The 14,893-nt window shown below is 57.5% G+C and carries 15 protein-coding genes and 1 tRNA gene; 8 read left to right on the top strand and 8 right to left on the bottom strand.

The features are described 5' to 3' along the window. Positions 1-13 precede the first annotated feature (13 nt). From DXD77_RS08635 to DXD77_RS08620, 4 genes are all read left to right on the top strand, one after another. Entirely contained in the window at positions 14-1,792 is a 1,779-nt protein-coding gene (locus tag DXD77_RS08635) for a PTS lactose transporter subunit IIBC (protein WP_117564762.1), read from the top strand. 76 nt (positions 1,793-1,868) lie between these two features. After that, entirely contained in the window at positions 1,869-3,290 is a 1,422-nt protein-coding gene (gene lacG, locus DXD77_RS08630; protein ID WP_199407933.1) for a 6-phospho-beta-galactosidase, read from the top strand. Positions 3,291-3,587: 297 nt separating this feature from the next. After that, positions 3,588-3,854: a type II toxin-antitoxin system Phd/YefM family antitoxin gene (locus tag DXD77_RS08625; protein WP_117564761.1), complete on the top strand. Its 267-nt coding sequence runs from the start codon at positions 3,588-3,590 to the stop codon at positions 3,852-3,854. Next, entirely contained in the window at positions 3,844-4,149 is a 306-nt protein-coding gene (locus DXD77_RS08620) for a type II toxin-antitoxin system RelE/ParE family toxin (RefSeq protein WP_117564760.1), read from the top strand. Before DXD77_RS08625 ends, DXD77_RS08620 begins: the two co-directional genes overlap by 11 nt. 110 nt (positions 4,150-4,259) lie before the next feature. On the opposite strand, the gene DXD77_RS08615 is transcribed toward DXD77_RS08620, so the two are convergent. Further along, complete coding sequence (locus DXD77_RS08615; RefSeq protein WP_117648440.1) at positions 4,260-5,024, bottom strand: DeoR/GlpR family DNA-binding transcription regulator; 765 nt, start codon at positions 5,022-5,024, stop codon at positions 4,260-4,262. Positions 5,025-5,230: 206 nt separating this feature from the next. Here DXD77_RS08615 and DXD77_RS08610 point away from each other — a divergent pair, with 206 nt between their 5' ends. Continuing rightward, positions 5,231-6,283, top strand: coding sequence for an aldose epimerase family protein (locus DXD77_RS08610; protein ID WP_117648439.1), 1,053 nt, complete (start codon positions 5,231-5,233; stop codon positions 6,281-6,283). A gap of 194 nt (positions 6,284-6,477) precedes the next feature. Here the strand turns inward: DXD77_RS08610 and DXD77_RS08605 are convergent, their stop codons facing one another. Next, entirely contained in the window at positions 6,478-7,743 is a 1,266-nt protein-coding gene (locus DXD77_RS08605; RefSeq protein WP_158549124.1) for an ATP-binding protein, read from the bottom strand. A 454-nt stretch (positions 7,744-8,197) separates the two neighbouring features. Then, positions 8,198-8,680, bottom strand: a complete 483-nt coding sequence (locus DXD77_RS08600) for a PTS sugar transporter subunit IIB (protein WP_117648437.1) — start codon at positions 8,678-8,680, stop codon at positions 8,198-8,200. Between the two features lie 207 nt (positions 8,681-8,887). Here DXD77_RS08600 and DXD77_RS08595 point away from each other — a divergent pair. Both DXD77_RS08595 and DXD77_RS08590 read left to right on the top strand, forming a co-directional pair. After that, positions 8,888-8,963, top strand: a tRNA-Thr gene (locus DXD77_RS08595). Between the two features lie 781 nt (positions 8,964-9,744). Further along, positions 9,745-10,110 carry a hypothetical protein gene (locus tag DXD77_RS08590; protein WP_117564756.1) on the top strand — a complete coding sequence of 122 codons (366 nt, stop codon included), beginning with the start codon at positions 9,745-9,747 and terminating at the stop codon, positions 10,108-10,110. A gap of 135 nt (positions 10,111-10,245) precedes the next feature. Here DXD77_RS08590 and DXD77_RS08585 read toward each other — a convergent pair whose 3' ends face one another. The 4 genes from DXD77_RS08585 to DXD77_RS08570 are packed head-to-tail and all read right to left on the bottom strand — an operon-like array spanning position 10,246 to position 12,793. Then, the gene (locus DXD77_RS08585; protein ID WP_117648436.1) at positions 10,246-10,719 is read right to left on the bottom strand and encodes a YhcH/YjgK/YiaL family protein; all 474 of its coding nucleotides are present in this window, start codon (positions 10,717-10,719) and stop codon (positions 10,246-10,248) included. Between the two features lie 32 nt (positions 10,720-10,751). Then, positions 10,752-10,889 carry a hypothetical protein gene (locus DXD77_RS08580; protein WP_199409027.1) on the bottom strand — a complete coding sequence of 46 codons (138 nt, stop codon included), beginning with the start codon at positions 10,887-10,889 and terminating at the stop codon, positions 10,752-10,754. A 27-nt stretch (positions 10,890-10,916) separates the two neighbouring features. Next, positions 10,917-11,852 (bottom strand): hexose kinase, encoded by a 936-nt coding sequence (locus tag DXD77_RS08575; protein ID WP_117648435.1) that lies wholly within the window; start codon positions 11,850-11,852, stop codon positions 10,917-10,919. A 59-nt stretch (positions 11,853-11,911) separates the two neighbouring features. Continuing rightward, entirely contained in the window at positions 11,912-12,793 is an 882-nt protein-coding gene (locus DXD77_RS08570) for an aldose 1-epimerase family protein (RefSeq protein WP_117583559.1), read from the bottom strand. Between the two features lie 157 nt (positions 12,794-12,950). On the opposite strand from DXD77_RS08570, the gene DXD77_RS08565 reads away from it, so the two are divergent. Beyond that, positions 12,951-13,535 carry a hypothetical protein gene (locus DXD77_RS08565; RefSeq protein ID WP_117648434.1) on the top strand — a complete coding sequence of 195 codons (585 nt, stop codon included), beginning with the start codon at positions 12,951-12,953 and terminating at the stop codon, positions 13,533-13,535. Between the two features lie 75 nt (positions 13,536-13,610). On the opposite strand, the gene nagA is transcribed toward DXD77_RS08565, so the two are convergent. Next, a complete protein-coding gene (nagA, locus tag DXD77_RS08560; RefSeq protein WP_117648433.1) occupies positions 13,611-14,780 on the bottom strand; it encodes an N-acetylglucosamine-6-phosphate deacetylase in 1,170 nt (389 codons plus the stop codon). Positions 14,781-14,893 lie beyond the last annotated feature (113 nt).

The raw sequence follows: 14,893 nt of genomic DNA, 5'->3' as shown, positions 1-14,893 counted from the left end.
GCAAAGGAGCTCTATGGACGCCATCGTAAAGATGCTCGAAAAGCATCAGCCGTTCTTTGAGAAGATCTCGAGGAACATATACCTCCAGGCCATCAAGGACGGATTCCTTGGGTGCATGCCCATTGTCCTCACCTCTTCGATCTTTCTGCTCATTGCCACCCTTCCCGGCGTAGTCGGCATCACGCTGCCCCAGCCGCTCATCGACTGGTGCAACAAGCTCTACAACTTCACCATGGGCGTCATGGGCATCATGGTTGCCGGCACCACCGCCAAGAACTTCACGGCATCCATGAACCGTCGTATGCCCGCCGGCAAAGTGCTCAACGACGGTTCCACCATGGTGGCCGCCCAGTGCAGCATGCTGCTGCTCGCAGTCACGCAGTTCACCACCAAGTTCAACGGCTCCGAACTTTCGGTCTTCGATTGCACCAGCATGGGCACGCGCGGTCTGTTCTCGGCCTATATCGCCGCGTTCATTACCGTGTGGGTCTATAAATTCTGCGTTTCGCGCGATTTGACCATTAAGCTGCCCAAGGAGGTTCCGGGCGCCATCGCTCAGAACTTCCGCGACATCATCCCCTTTGGCGGCGCCGTCATCATCTGCGGCATCATCGATGTCGTCGTGCGCAACCTCATGGGCGTTCCGTTCTCCGAGCTGCTTATCAAACTGCTCTCCCCGCTCTTCACCGCTGCAGAAACCTATCCTGGCCTTATCCTTATCCAGGCAGCCACCGCGTTCTTCTGGTTCATCGGCGTCCACGGCCCCTCGATCGTCCAGCCGGGCATCGACCCCATCCGTCTTGCCAACCAGGCCGAAAACCTGCAGGTTCTGCTGGCAGGCGGCCACCCCGCCCACTCCCTCACCTTTAACATGTCGCTCGTGGGTGAGTTCGGCGGCACCGGCGCCACGTTCATCGTGCCGCTTCTGCTGATTCTCTTTATGAAATCCAAGCAGCTCAAAGCCGTCGGCAAGGCCTCGATCGTTCCTGTTGCCTTCGCCGTCAACGAACCGCTGCTCTTTGGCGCGCCGATGATCCTTAACCCCTACATGCTCATCCCCTTTGTTGCCGCCGGCTGCGTCAACGTGAGTGTTGCCAAGTTCTTTATCGATAACGTGGGCATGAACGGCTTCTCCTTCGTGGTGCCTTGGGCTACCCCTGCCCCCATCGGCATCTTCATCACCACGAACTTCCAGCTTATTGCCCTGGTATTTGTCGCGATCATCATCTTGCTGGACGCCATCATCTACCTGCCGTTCTTGAAGGCATACGATAAGCTGCTCTGCGACCAGGAGGCCGAGCGCGCCGCCGAGCTGGGTCTTGAGTCCGATGGTGCTGCCGTCATCGCCCCCAACGCCTCTGCGCCCGCTGTCGAGCAGACTACCGCTTCCGTCGAGACGACCGCCGCTGCCACCGACAGCAAGCCTGTCGCCGATCAGCCCGAGCCTGCCGCCGACGCATCCGCCAAGAAGGATGTCGACGGCCTGAAGGTCCTCGTCCTGTGCGCCGGCGCCGGCACCTCTGCCATGCTTGCCAACGCCATCAAGGAAGGTGCCGCACAGACCGGAGAGAATATTGCTTCCTCCGCAGGCGCCTATGGTCAGCACACTGCCATCATGGATCAGTACGACGTTATCGTGCTTGCCCCGCAGGTCCGTAGCTACTACAACGACATGAAGGCCGACACCGATCGTCTGGGCATTAAGCTGCTCGCCCCGCGCGGTAAGGAATATATCGACCTTACCCGTGACCCCGCTGGCGCCATCAAGTGGCTCCGCGAGAACCTCGACTAGTTACCTCCCTCTGTTGGTGCCCGAATCCCCAGTTCGGGCACCTCTCCCTATTCGTATCCCACAGAAAGGATGACTCATGACCAACCCCATGCAGTTCCCCGACGGCTTTGTGTTTGGCGGCGCCACCGCTGCTTACCAGGTTGAAGGCGAGACCCGTACACACGGCAAGGGCAAAGTGCCCTGGGACGATTTCCTGGCTGCTCAGGGTCGCTTCTCCCCCGATCCTGCAAGCGACTTCTACAACAAATATCCGGTCGATATCGACCTGTGCCAGCGCTTCGGCATCAACGGCATCCGTGTCTCCATCGCCTGGAGCCGCATCTTCCCCAACGGCACTGGCGAGATCAACCCCGAGGGCGTCGCCTTCTATCACGAGCTCTTTGCCACCTGCAACAATGCCGGCGTTATCCCCTATGTCACGCTCGATCACTTCGATACGCCCGAGGCCTTTTATCAGGACGGCGGCGAGGGCTTCCTGACGCGCACGACCATCGATGCCTTCGTCGAGTACGCCAAGTTCTGCTTTGCCGAGTTCACCGAGGTCAAGCACTGGTTTACCTTTAACGAGATTCCCGCGACCGCCGAGGGCAGCTTTATCGTCGGCAACTGGCCGCACGGCGAGAAGTATCGCTTGGACAAGGCCTTCCAGCTCATGCACAACATGATGGTGGCCCACGCCAAGGCTGTCGTCGCCTTCCATGAGGGCGGCTTTGAGGGCGAGATCGGCATCGTCCAGAACCTGGAGCCCAAGTATCCCCTCAACCCCAACAGCGCTGCCGACTGTGAGGCAGCTCGCATGGCCGACGTCATCAACAACCGCTGGGTACTCGACGCCACCTTCCGCGGCCACTATGCAGCCGACACCATGGAGGCTGCGACCAAGCTGGCCCATATCGCCGGCGGCGAGCTCGACGTCCGCGATGAGGACATCGCCGCGCTGACCGCCGCGCTCCCCTACAACGATTGCCTGGGCGTCAACACCTACAAGTGCCAGTTCCTGCGTGCCGCCGAGGGCGAAAACGACATCAACCACAATGGCACCGGCGACAAGGGCTCCTCGCGCTGGTTCCTCAAGGGCGTGGGCGAGTCATGCGTGCGCGAAGGCGTTCCCACCACCGATTGGGACTGGATCATCTATCCTGAGGGCTTGTACGATCTGCTGCTCCGCATTAAAAACGATTACCCCAACTACAAGAAGATCTACATCACCGAGAACGGCATGGGCTATAAGGACGACTTCGAGGACGGCTTTATCGACGACGCCCCTCGTATCGACTACATGCGCCAGCATCTCGCGTGGATCCTCAAGGCAATCGACGGCGGCGTGAACGTCGACGGCTACTTTGTGTGGTCGCTGCAGGATCAGTTCTCCTGGACCAACGGCTACAACAAGCGCTATGGTCTGTTCTACATCGACTTTGAGACCCAGAAGCGCTATCCCAAGGCGAGCGCGTACTGGTACAAGAACGTCGCAGAGACCGGCCTGCTCATGGCCTAGTTTCCACCGCATACCCCCTGTCGGCCGCATGCGAATCCCTCCGCGGGTTCGCATGCGGCCTTTTTTATTTTGGCTCGGTCCGAACAGGCCGTTTGTCTCAATCTGTAACATCTAGCAGGGGTTTTCGGCCCTACCTGTTACAGATCGAGACAAACGGGTAGCCCGAAGCAGAATATCTCGATCTGTAACATCTAACCCGGTTTTCTACTCCCAACTGTTACAGATTGAGATAATCCAACGACGCCGACGTTTTAACATACCGTGGTACAATTGTGTCCCGACGCAAAGGAGGTACCCATGTCAGCTTGTGTGCCCGTCCGAGATATGAAGGACACTGCTGCATTCACCACGCTTGTTGAGTCTGAGCGCGACGTCACCGTAACTAAGAACGGCTACGAGGCCATGCACTGCATCAGCAGCGACCAGTATCGCCTCATGCAAGAAGAAATCGCCAAGGCAAAACTGCTGTCTCGTATGATGTTGGCAGAAGACGAAATATCGCAAGGCGACTACAGCGACTACGAATCCTTCGCGGCTTCGATACGAGACAAATATGACCTATAACGTCGTAATCCTCAAAAGCGCACGATATGAGTACGAGAGTATTGTCGGATACCTTGCTCAAATCCTCAAGAATCCGCGTGCAGCGGGCAATTTTGTCGCTGAGTTTGAATATCAGCTTGATCTGCTTCGCGAGCAGCCGCTTTTACGTCCCCTCTCGCACATGCAAGAGCTAGCGGCACGTAATTACCGATCGTTTCCCGTCAACAACTACGTGTGTCTATACAAGTTTGAGCACGAAACAATCTATATCGCCCACATCTTTCATCAGTCACAGAACTACGCCCGCCTGGTCTAGCCCACAAGCTGAATACCTGGCCCGAGCGCATATGCATATCATTCTGCGCGTCATTGTGAAGCGATAATCCCCGCGCCGGCAGAGGACAGAAGTATCGTCTGCGGCGTTAGCTAGCAGATGACCTGCGTGTGCTCCTCGATGGCGGCGCGGTCCTCGACCGAGATACCCGGCTCGCACACCACGGCATCCAGGCTGTCCAGGCGGCAGAAGGTGTAGAAGTCGCGCTTGCCGATCTTGCTGGAGTCGGCGATCAGATAGCGCGAGTCGGCCTTGCTAAAAGCGAGCTGCTGAATACGCCCCTCGTCCATGTTGGACGTAGACACATCGCCGTCCAAGATGCCGTTGGCGCCGATAAACGCCGCATCGATACCCAGCGCACGCAGGGTATCCTCGGCCGTTGGTCCCACAAAAGCGGCGGTGCGGCGACGGTACATACCGCCCACGAGGCACAGCTCGCAGTCTTCGCGCGCCTCGAGCAGGTTAAACACCGAAAGCGAATTGGTCACAATGCGCAGGCGAAACGTCGGCAGCATCGAGGCCATCTGCTCAACCGTGGTGCCCGTACCCAAAAAGATGGTCGAGCCTTCCTCGATAAGCTCCACAGCGCGGCGTGCGATCTGCAGCTTTTCCTCGGCATGCTTGGTGCGCTTTTCGCTGTGCGAATACTCATGGCGCAACATAGCGTGGGGACGGCCCTGCGCACTGCGGGCTCCGCCGTGCACGCGCTCGATCTCGCCCAGGCTCGCAAGCTCCTCAAGGTCGCGGCGGACCGTCATGTCCGAGACACCTAGCGCATCAGAAATCTCTTTAACCGAAACCGTGCCCTGCTCCTCGAGCAGCTGACGAACCTTATCCTGTCGCTCTGCCTTAATCACGATGAATCCTCGCCGTTCTTTGCGCGCATATCATTCAAACAGTAACGAACAAATTGTATCAGACTCGTACGCGTCAAAAATGAACGCCCGCACAGCTCCAATCATCACTTTTTTGAGAAAAATACCCCCTGCTTTAGTGGGGTGTAGTGATAATCTCGCCTGTTCGCGCTACAGTTTGTCCGAAATACCTCGATGTTAGGAACCAAATGATCACTTCCGAGCTTTTCGGCACCGCGCCGTGCGGTACCCCCGTTCATCGTTACACCCTCAACGGGCCCGAGATCTGCGTTCGCATTATGGACTATGGCGCCACCGTGCTGGGTATCGATGTGCCCGACATTCCCGGCAACGTGCGAGATGTGGTGCTAGGCTTCGATAAGCTCGAGGATTACTTTGACAACCCCGCCTGCTTTGGCGCAACCATCGGCCCCGTGGCAAACCGCACTGCGGGCGCCACGATCACCATCGATGGCACAGACTGGCATCTGCCCGCCAACGAGGGCGCCAATAACCTGCACAGCGATCTTGAGCACGGCCTGCATAAACGCGTGTGGGATGTTGAGCTCGACGAGGTCCATAACGCTGTGCGCATGACCACCTCGCTTAAGGATGGCGAGCTGGGCCTGCCCGGCAACCGCACGTTTACGGCTGTGTTTACCGTTACGCGCACCGGCGCCTTCCGCATCGAGTACGGCTGCGAGAGCGACCGCGCCACCTATGTGTCGATGACCAACCACACCTACTTCAATCTTGCCGGCCACAACGCCAGCATGGACTGCGAGCATTTCTTTGTTGCCAACGCCGCCCACTACCTGCCCATCAACGAGCAGAATATCCCCACCGGCGAGATCGCTCCGGTCGAGGGCACGCCGTTTGACTTCCGCGAGCTGCGTCCCGTCGCGCCCGGCATGGAAGCCGACGACCCGCAGATCAAACAGGCCCGCGGCTACGATCACTGCCTGTGCATCGGCGGCTATCAGTATGGCCGCAATCTGCGCCGCGCGCTGCATGTCGAGGAGATGTGGACCGGCCGCGAGCTTGACTACTACACCACTGCCCCGGGCGTGCAGCTCTACACCGGCAACTGGCTGGGCGACGAGCATGCCAAGGACGATGCCAGCTATGGCTGGGGCGCCGGCTTTGCCCTCGAGGCAGAGATGTACCCCGACACGCCGCACCATCCGCTGTTCCCCCAGGGTATCGTGGGCCCGGGCCATCCCTACAGCAACGTCATCGAGTACCACTTTATGAGGCACTAAGCCCACAACGCGACATATCGCACAGCAACGCCCGCCGGCACCACCGCCGACGGGCGTTTTTCTACCTAGTCGCCTGCGACGTTCTTAAACGACTAATCGTTGTGGGCACTCTTTGTCGAATGTGGCCGCCGCATCATCGATGATGCCGTGTCCTCGCGCGCAATGGTGGCGTCCGTCCCGCTTCGACCGTCGCGTTACGGCGCGAGAACATCCAGCGGAACAACTTGGACGCCACGCTCGGTAACATAGGCTTGCGAACCAAACCCGATGATCACGACTTTCGAAACCGGCGGGTTGTTTCCGGCGGCAACCATGCGTTTCTCGACAGCAACAAGGCTGTCAGACGCCTCTTCGATTTGAGCAGAGCTGAGTTTAACTTCGACCGGAATCCACGTTCCGCCGGGAGCCGCAATGATCGCATCGACTTCTAGATCGCGAGAATCATGATAGTGATAGAGGCCCATTCCGTTTGCTCGCGCATAAACCCACAAATCATGAAGCACCAGCGATTCAAAAAGCAGTCCGAGCGTCTTGAAATCTAGCAGTAGTGTCTCCGGGGTCGCCCCGAGTGCGGCGGCCGCTAGTGACGGATCAGCGAGATGATGCTTCTTCGATTCTCTTAAGTGCACGGGGGATCTCATTGCGGGGTTCCACGCGGGAATATCGCGAACGAAACTAACCCGAGCGAGAAGAGATATATATGATGCCGCCGTCTGTCTCGACACCTCTCCGCCAAGATCGGCTACGAGCGTCTTGAGTGTCGCCAAAGTGGATTCATTGCGCGCAAGCGATTCGATGACGGCTTTGACCTTCTCAGGGTCGCGGCGAGAGCCATCAACACGAGATAAATCTTCTTCGGCGACTATGCCGATGTAGCGTTTGGCCATCGCGGACGCAGCCTGTGCATCGTTTCCGACCGCCGCGGGCCATCCACCGCGAACAACGCACTCGGCAATCGAGGCAGAATCCAGCGACCCGAAAGCTCCATTGAACTTTTCGCCAGAAATAATGCCCGATAGCTTAACCGCACCGCTGGATTTCCCGAGTTCGAAAAGCGTCATGGTGTCCATGCGCAGTTTGGCGAATCTTCCAGCGCCGCTGTGCATCGGGCGTTCGTCGTCTCGCGGTGTTGCCGATCCCGTAAATATGAATTGGCCAGGCTCACCGCCGCGGTTGTCGCACTCAAACCGTGCCGCGTCCCAGAGTTTCGGAACCTCCTGCCACTCGTCAATCAGCCGCGGCACCTCGCCGGAAACGGCAAGAGCCGGATCCGTCTCGGCGCGTAAGCGATTCTCGAAGTTGCGGGACGGGTCCATGAGAAGGAGCCTGGACGCCGCACGGGTCTCGGCCGTGGTCGTCTTTCCACACCATTTCGGTCCTTCGATGAGAACGGCACCGAATATACCCAGCAGCTGGTCGAGCTCATTTTCGACAATTCTGGTGTAGTACTTTTTTGGCATATTTATCACCATTGCTACCAGTGCGTTTAACCTAATTTACAGTTTACATTTAACCAAATTTCAGTTCTCTGATTAACCATATTTACGCAATTCAATTAACGAAACAGATTTAGGAGCCATTTTTGCGAACGGCTTAAGCTGTGGTGCAATCATTGACGTTCTAAAAGACTAGTCGAAAGGGACACTCTTTTCATAGCTCCGACACATGTGCCAACATGCCTGAAATCGGCGCGCTACAGATTGCGCCCATCTACTACTTTTACTCCCGCACCCCTGACCATACGCCCCTATTTTCAAAAATCGCACGTTCGCTACCTGCAGTTTTAATATTGCGATTTTCATCGTTGTTCGAGGTAAGCGACCAAAAGTAGCAGATGGCCCCAATTCCTGGCCGAGGGCATCTCGCCGCTCCTCCACGGGAAAATACGATCCGTTTTCCTCCGCCCCCAGGTAATCACGCGAGCAGGTTCTCGATGGGATCGGGGTCGGAACTGGGGAGATAGCGAATTTCTAGCTCTATGCCGAGCTTTTGCAGCTCTCTGAGAGCAGCGACGTCTGCATCGCCTATGGCGACTGCGGGCGTTACAGGGCGCTTGCCCTCCCCTACCTGCATATGACCAATGCTGATCTTGCTGATCGGCACACCGCCCTTGACCAGCGTGAGTGCATCGGCGGGCGACGCCACCATGATGAGAATCCATTGGCGCGGCGTTGCAGTATGAATGATGTCGATAGTCCTTTGCACCGAGAAAAACCGCGTCCACACGCCATCGGGCGCCGCCACCCTCATAGGGGCCCACTTACGCGAATCCGCCGCAATCTCGTCGTTGATGATCAGGACGAGGTTGGAACCCACGGCTTCGTTCCACAGCTCAACGTCTTGCCCGTAAATGAAACGGTCATCAATACGTGTAAGAAGGATCTTGGGTTGAGCCATGGCTGCCCCATTCTGTTTGAGACCCATATGAGCGGGACGTCGGCCACCAGCTCAATAGCAGGTCAAGCGCCAAATGGACGCCGCAGACATCACGTCTCCAATATTAGTGCATTTAAAGTGAGAAAAGCCGTAAGAGCACTTGCGCGGATGTGTGATGTCCCGTATCATAGACAGCCGTTGACGCTTCAGTTGCGTCACCACATGGCCGCCAGCGTAGCTCAGTTGGTAGAGCACCGCTCTCGTAAAGCGGGGGTCACCGGTTCGAGCCCGGTCGCTGGCTCCATTGCACAAGACAGCCGCCTTCGGGCGGCTTTTTTGTTGCCGATTTTGAGTGCGTGCGCGCCAATCCAAACATAGCCACGTCAACAGCGGCCCACTCGGTGGACTTCGGGTTTAATGCTTAGGGGCGGGGATTTACCAAAGTGAAATCTTAATGAAAAGAAACCCAGCTGCAACAATTGCCATGGTGAGGGCTCGAATTGGCCATATAGATCTAAAATAGTCACAATATACAAATGTCGAGAGACATTGGGGATATAGATGAAAAGAACTAAGGGTTTTCTTTTGTTGGTATTGATGCTGCTCGGACTGTTCTGCCTGAGTGGCCCTTCTTGGGCCAAGGCTGCCTGTCCTGAAGGTGAGCCTTAGCAGTCTTATACGGGCAGCCTGCTGATAACTGCTAAGGAGGGCGATGCCGACTCTCAGTCTGGGGTAAATCCCCTTGCCGCTTTTGAGGGGGACGGCGGAACGGTCAAGCTTGACCATATTGGTAGCGGGATTTTGAGGTGGCAAGTTCCACTGGACAAAATTGCGAACGATCCCTTCTCTTTTGCTGGAACGATATATCTATACAAGGTTGTGAGCGGAAAACAAAAATACGTCGATTGCTATCTGACAAACGGGTCTGGAATTGCATTCACCGGCATTTCGGGGCAGATTGATACACATGTACAAAAGGGAACCTATGTGGTGCGTTGGGTTGGAGCTGCTGCAGGCCCGATATGGATTGCGGTCTTGCGCCCCGATGTCCAAATAGGTTTCTCTCTCTAGACGGGAAGTTGCTCATGGACGCCATATATGACGGGGATGACTGGGTCGATCATTATACTTGGCGCCTGGTCGGCTCGAACGACAATGGGGATGTGGTGTTTGATGGACTATGTCCAAAGCATCTCCATCCTTTTGTCTCGTCGTTAATTGAGAGTTCCGCTCGTGTTGCCCCCTACAGCTCGGCATCGCTTCATGATACGGACGTTTTGAAGACCATAAGGGAATCAATTGACGATGGCACGATGAGCGGCCCGCTGTTTTCTCGGCTTGTGGGGCTAGATGAGATTGGCTCGAAACGATTGCTTGCGGGCGAAAAAGTGGAGCTCACTTATCGGTCGATGATTTCAATCCTGCGGCTAGCCGATGTTCTTCGCAAATAAATGAGGCTTCCCTATTCAAAAACCGAAAACCCCGCCAAACGTGATTCCCCTAGGGAAAGCACGTTTGGCGGGGTCCTAGCGTGATTTCCCTAGGGGAATCACGCCATCAGACGAACAGCTCAGCCGAGCAGTTCGCTACTCCTCCCAGTAAGCATCTGCAAGCAGCTTAAAGCAGATCTTCTTGACCGGCTGTGCGCCATCGCCCGGGAACTCGAGCGTGGGCATGTGGGGCTCGCCGGCAACGAACAGCGCGAATTTGTCGTCGGCAAGATCGCCGGCGATCGAGGCGTCGGAATCGACCAGGTCGTAGTCGTCCTTCTCGTCAAACTCCTGGACCAGCGTCAGGCTGCCCGTGGCAACCTTAAAGGCCTCACGACCCTCGACGTCGATCTGCAGGTCGTGATAGCGCTGATGCGTCTCATAGTGAGCCTCAGCCTCGGGACGCGTCGTGGGAGACATGACGTTCGCAAAGACCTTCTCACCCAAAATCGGATGGCTGCCGACCTCGAGCTGTACCGGGTCGTTCTCCTCGAGCCAGTCGATCAGCACGTCGAGGCCCTTGAGCATTCCGCGGTACTCCTCGATATCGCCCAATGCACCGTAAATCATCTAAATCCCCTCTCGGATCGCTTCTTTGGCGGCTACTCGGCAAACGCGTTACCGACGCTGTTGCCACCCACATACGCCTCGACCAGGGTAAGGTCGGGATTGAACACGACAAACTCGGCGTCGCGCCCCAGCATAATGCTACCGCACTTGTCGTCGACATGAGCTGGCAAGCAATGCCGGGGCCGACGCCCAGGCTTTTACAGCTCGGTCACGACAACGCCGTTGTAGACCTCGTCCCAACGGTCCATGACCAGATGGCCGGTCATGGGATCCATGGCATTGAGCTTGCCGCAGGTGTTGGCGGTACGCAGCACCGTCTCGTCATCCGCGCCAGCAGCAATCGCATGCGCGAAGCCGGCAATGGTCGAATCGCCAGAGCCCGTAGCGTTAACGGCGGGGATATCGGGGGTCTTGGCGCGGAATGCACGGCCATTATGGAAGCCCACGGAGCCGGCAGCGCCCATGGACACGACGACCCAGGGGATATCGGAGAAGCGGGCATCAGAGGCGAGCGCGGCGCGGAGCTCGTCCACATCGTCGGTGGTAAAGCTCGTGCCCAGAAGGCCGTTAATCTCGGTCAGGTTAGGCTTGACCAGCTCGGGCTTAATTTCGGACTTAAGGGCGGCCTCGAGCGAAGCACCCGAGGTATCGAGCAGCACCTTGGCGCCGGCGTTCTCGGCAATACCCGTGATCTTGGCGTAGTAGCCCGCCTCGACACCACGGGGCAGCGAACCCGAGATGGTAACGACAGCGGCCTTGCTCGCAAGCTCGGCGAACTTGGCGGTAAAGGCATCGAGCTCCTCGGGGGCAATCGTCGGGCCGCTTTCGAGTAGCTCGGTCTGGTTGCCGGCGTGGAGGATGTTAAGGCAAATGCGAGTCTCGCCCTTGATGGGTACAAAATCATTCTTAATGCCGTTGGCATCCATGAGCTCGGCCATGTAGGCGCCCATGTGGCCGCCGAGTAGACCGGTTGCCACAACGTCGTCGCCCAGCTGACCCAGTACACGGGCCACGTTGAGACCCTTGCCGCCGGCGGTCTTTTCGGGCGTCACACGGTTAACGTCGTCGATAATGAGCTCATCGAGCTGATAGCGTGTATCGACGGACGGGTTCATCGTAACGGTGAGGATCATTTTTAGCTCCTTATCTCGCAGGCTCCTTGTGCCTCGCGATACGAGTCGACAAAACGGAATTACAGAATCTCAATCGTGAACGAGCGAACGACGGTCTCCTTGGGCTTGGCGACAAGGCAGCCACGCTTATGCTCAAGCACGTCGTCCTCATCAGAGCAGGTCGAAAGGCCGCCCCAAGGCTCAACTGCCACAAAATCACCCTCGGGCTTGCTCCACACAATGAGATATGGGAAGCCCTCAAAGCTCAGGCGGACGCCCTTGTCCTCGCCCTTTTTGGAAAGCGTGACCTGGCGGCTCTCGAGCACGTCAAAGATGGTCTCCGCAAAATCGAAGAGCTCGTGCGACAGGGGCAGCGTCTTTCCCACCATGGGGTTCTTGGAGCGCTTGTCCACGTCAATCAAGCCAGTCGAAGGGACAGCGGTGCAAAGCTCTGCAGCCTCTTCTTTCTCAAAGCGCAACTCGTAGTCCGTATAGGCCTCGCCCTCATCGAGCGGGCACCTAAAGCCGGGATGCCCACCGATAAAGAACGGCATGTCCTCGGTGCCCTCGTTGGTAACCTCATAGGAGACACGCACGGCGGCGTCCTCGAGCGTATAGCGGGCGACGAGCCTAAACGGATACGGATAATCGCTCAGCAGCGCGGCGTTATCCTCCGAAGCCAGACACACAGCCAGCTCGTTCGTGCTTTGGCTCAGCAGTTTCCACTCCTGCTTACGCGCAAACCCGTGGCGGGCGAGCTTCACATGATGCCCGGCAAACGTCATGGCGCTGCCGTCGCGCAGACCTCCGCAAATCGGGAAGCAGACCGGCGCCTGACCGGACCATACTGCGGGGTCGCCCTGCCACAAATACTCGCGACCGTCGGCCTCAATCGAGGTAAACGAGCCGCCGGCAGTGGAAACCTTAATAGAAATCGAATCGTTGGAAAGAGCGTATTCCATTACCCATCCTTTCGAACAACTGCTTTATTTCACGCAAGCGCCCGTTTCAATCCTAACCATAGAACAAACCCGCACGCTCATCGATGCGTCCGGTATCCCGGTCATGTAACGGGGTACCATACAGACATTGATGCAATTACAGCTGAAAGGCCTTCTTATGCGAACCATCATTCTTTATGCCTCACGCCACCACGGCAATACGAAAAAGCTCGTGGACGCCATCGTCGAGGCGCACCCCGAAATCGATACCCTCGACGTGAAAACGCTCGGCAAAAACGAGTATCCCAACCTGCACGAATACCATCTGATTGGTGTCGCCACGGGCATCTATTACTCCGAGATCGACAAGGACATGGCACGCGTGCTCACTAACGTGCTGCAGCCGCAGGACAAGGTGTTTGGCCTTATGACCTACGGTGGCAAAAACAAGTGGTACGGCAAGGATATCGATGGCATCTGCCGCATGAGGCAGGCCATCTTTATGGGTGTCTACGGCTGCCCCGGCTTTGATACGTGGGGGCCGTTCAAACTCACCGGCGGGGTCCAAAAGGGGCACCCGACCGCTGAGGAAATTAAGGGTGCCGTCGACTTCTTCGACAAGATCGAAGACGAGTATGGAGACATCATCGTCGAAGAGTACGCCAAGCGCGAGAAGCGTCTAGCATACGAGAAGGAACATCCTGCAGGAGGCCTGGTGGCCGGCGTTAAGCGTACGGCAAAGAAGATTGCTAACAAGCTGTAACTGTAAAGGTGCTTTTGAGCGTTTAACCCGTACGGCGGGTCCGAGCAGATTCGGGCCCGCCGTCTTTTTCTTTCGTTACTCGGTAAAGGCGTTGCCGACGCTCTGGCCGCCAACATACGTCTCGACGAGGGTGAGCTCATGGTCGAACACGACAAAGTCGGCGTCGCGACCCGGCATGATGCTGCCGCACTTATCCTCGATGTGCGCGGAGCGTGCCGGCACCTCGGTTGCCATGCGAATGGCGATATCGGCGCTGGCGATGCCCCAGTCGACGATGTTCTTGACGCCCTGGGCAAGCGTGAGCACCGAACCGGCAATACTCTTGCCATCGGCGAGCCAGCACAGGTTGTCCTTCATGATGACGTCCATGCCGCCGCTGGTGTAGCTGCCCTCGGGCATGCCGCCGCAACCCAGGCAGTCGGTGATGAGCACCGTGTGCTGCCAGCCCTTTGCCTGCAGCAGCGCCTTGATGGCGGCAGGGTTTACGTGCTTGCCGTCACAGATGATCTCGGCGTAGGTCTCGGGCGTGGACATAGCAGCCCCCACGACACCGGGCTCACGGTGATGCAGCCCGCGCTGGCCGTTATAGGTATGCGTAAAGCAGCTGGCACCGGCGTTGATGGCGGCGATGCACTCGTCATACGTGGCATCAGAGTGACCGATGCTGGTCACGACACCCTTCGCATTGAGGGCAGCAGCATAAGCAGCGGCGCCATCGCGCTCGGCAGCCATGGCGCTCTTAACGATACGTCCGCCGGCAGCCTCCTGCCACTCGTCAAAGACCTCCTCGGAGGGGTCAATCAGGTAAGCGGGGTTCTGTGCGCCCACATGCTTCATGGTAAAGAAGGGGCCCTCCAGGTAGATGCCCTGAATGCGAGCACCGCAGAAGTCAGGGCCGCGGCCCTCGTCAGCCTGAGCGATGGCGGCGCAGGCATCCTTGATCTGCTCGACGCCATCGGTGAACGTCGTGGGCAACCAGCTGGTGGTACCGCGACGGGCGAGCTCGGTCGAGCTGATATCGATACCCTCGGGGTCGTTATCGGTAGTTGAGTGGTTGTAGAAGCCGTGGATGTGGGTGTCGACCATACCCGGCGCGATCCACGACCCCGTATAGTCCTTGATCTCGCAAGAGGGCTCCTCGGCCTGCCAGGCGCCAAAGACGCCATCCTCGACCATGAGATAGCCGCCCAGCTGCGGGCCCGCCGGCAAGAAGAACTTGTCAGCCTTAATTGCGTACGTGCTCATATGCACTCCTTGCTTCTAAAGCAGTTGACTGTGGTGATGCTTATACCCGATCCAAGTGAAAACAAAAGGCTCTGTTAGACCAAATTTGACACGATCGGCTGTTCGTCGAACCG

Source organism: Collinsella sp. TM09-10AT, assembly GCF_003436275.1.
Lineage (GTDB): Bacteria > Actinomycetota > Coriobacteriia > Coriobacteriales > Coriobacteriaceae > Collinsella.
This window is presented reverse-complemented; position numbering and strand designations above follow the sequence as displayed.

Excerpts from the sequence above, each read along its gene's own strand:
- DXD77_RS08635 (WP_117564762.1), top strand. The coding sequence starts at position 14 with ATGGACGCCATCGTAAAGATGCTCGAAAAGCATCAGCCGTTCTTTGAG.
- lacG (WP_199407933.1), top strand. The coding sequence starts at position 1,869 with ATGACCAACCCCATGCAGTTCCCCGACGGCTTTGTGTTTGGCGGCGCC.
- DXD77_RS08625 (WP_117564761.1), top strand. The coding sequence starts at position 3,588 with ATGTCAGCTTGTGTGCCCGTCCGAGATATGAAGGACACTGCTGCATTC.
- DXD77_RS08620 (WP_117564760.1), top strand. The coding sequence starts at position 3,844 with ATGACCTATAACGTCGTAATCCTCAAAAGCGCACGATATGAGTACGAG.
- DXD77_RS08610 (WP_117648439.1), top strand. The coding sequence starts at position 5,231 with ATGATCACTTCCGAGCTTTTCGGCACCGCGCCGTGCGGTACCCCCGTT.
- DXD77_RS08605 (WP_158549124.1), bottom strand. The coding sequence starts at position 7,743 with ATGCCAAAAAAGTACTACACCAGAATTGTCGAAAATGAGCTCGACCAG.
- DXD77_RS08600 (WP_117648437.1), bottom strand. The coding sequence starts at position 8,680 with ATGGCTCAACCCAAGATCCTTCTTACACGTATTGATGACCGTTTCATT.
- DXD77_RS08590 (WP_117564756.1), top strand. The coding sequence starts at position 9,745 with ATGGACGCCATATATGACGGGGATGACTGGGTCGATCATTATACTTGG.
- DXD77_RS08585 (WP_117648436.1), bottom strand. The coding sequence starts at position 10,719 with ATGATTTACGGTGCATTGGGCGATATCGAGGAGTACCGCGGAATGCTC.
- DXD77_RS08575 (WP_117648435.1), bottom strand. The coding sequence starts at position 11,852 with ATGATCCTCACCGTTACGATGAACCCGTCCGTCGATACACGCTATCAG.
- DXD77_RS08570 (WP_117583559.1), bottom strand. The coding sequence starts at position 12,793 with ATGGAATACGCTCTTTCCAACGATTCGATTTCTATTAAGGTTTCCACT.
- DXD77_RS08565 (WP_117648434.1), top strand. The coding sequence starts at position 12,951 with ATGCGAACCATCATTCTTTATGCCTCACGCCACCACGGCAATACGAAA.
- nagA (WP_117648433.1), bottom strand. The coding sequence starts at position 14,780 with ATGAGCACGTACGCAATTAAGGCTGACAAGTTCTTCTTGCCGGCGGGC.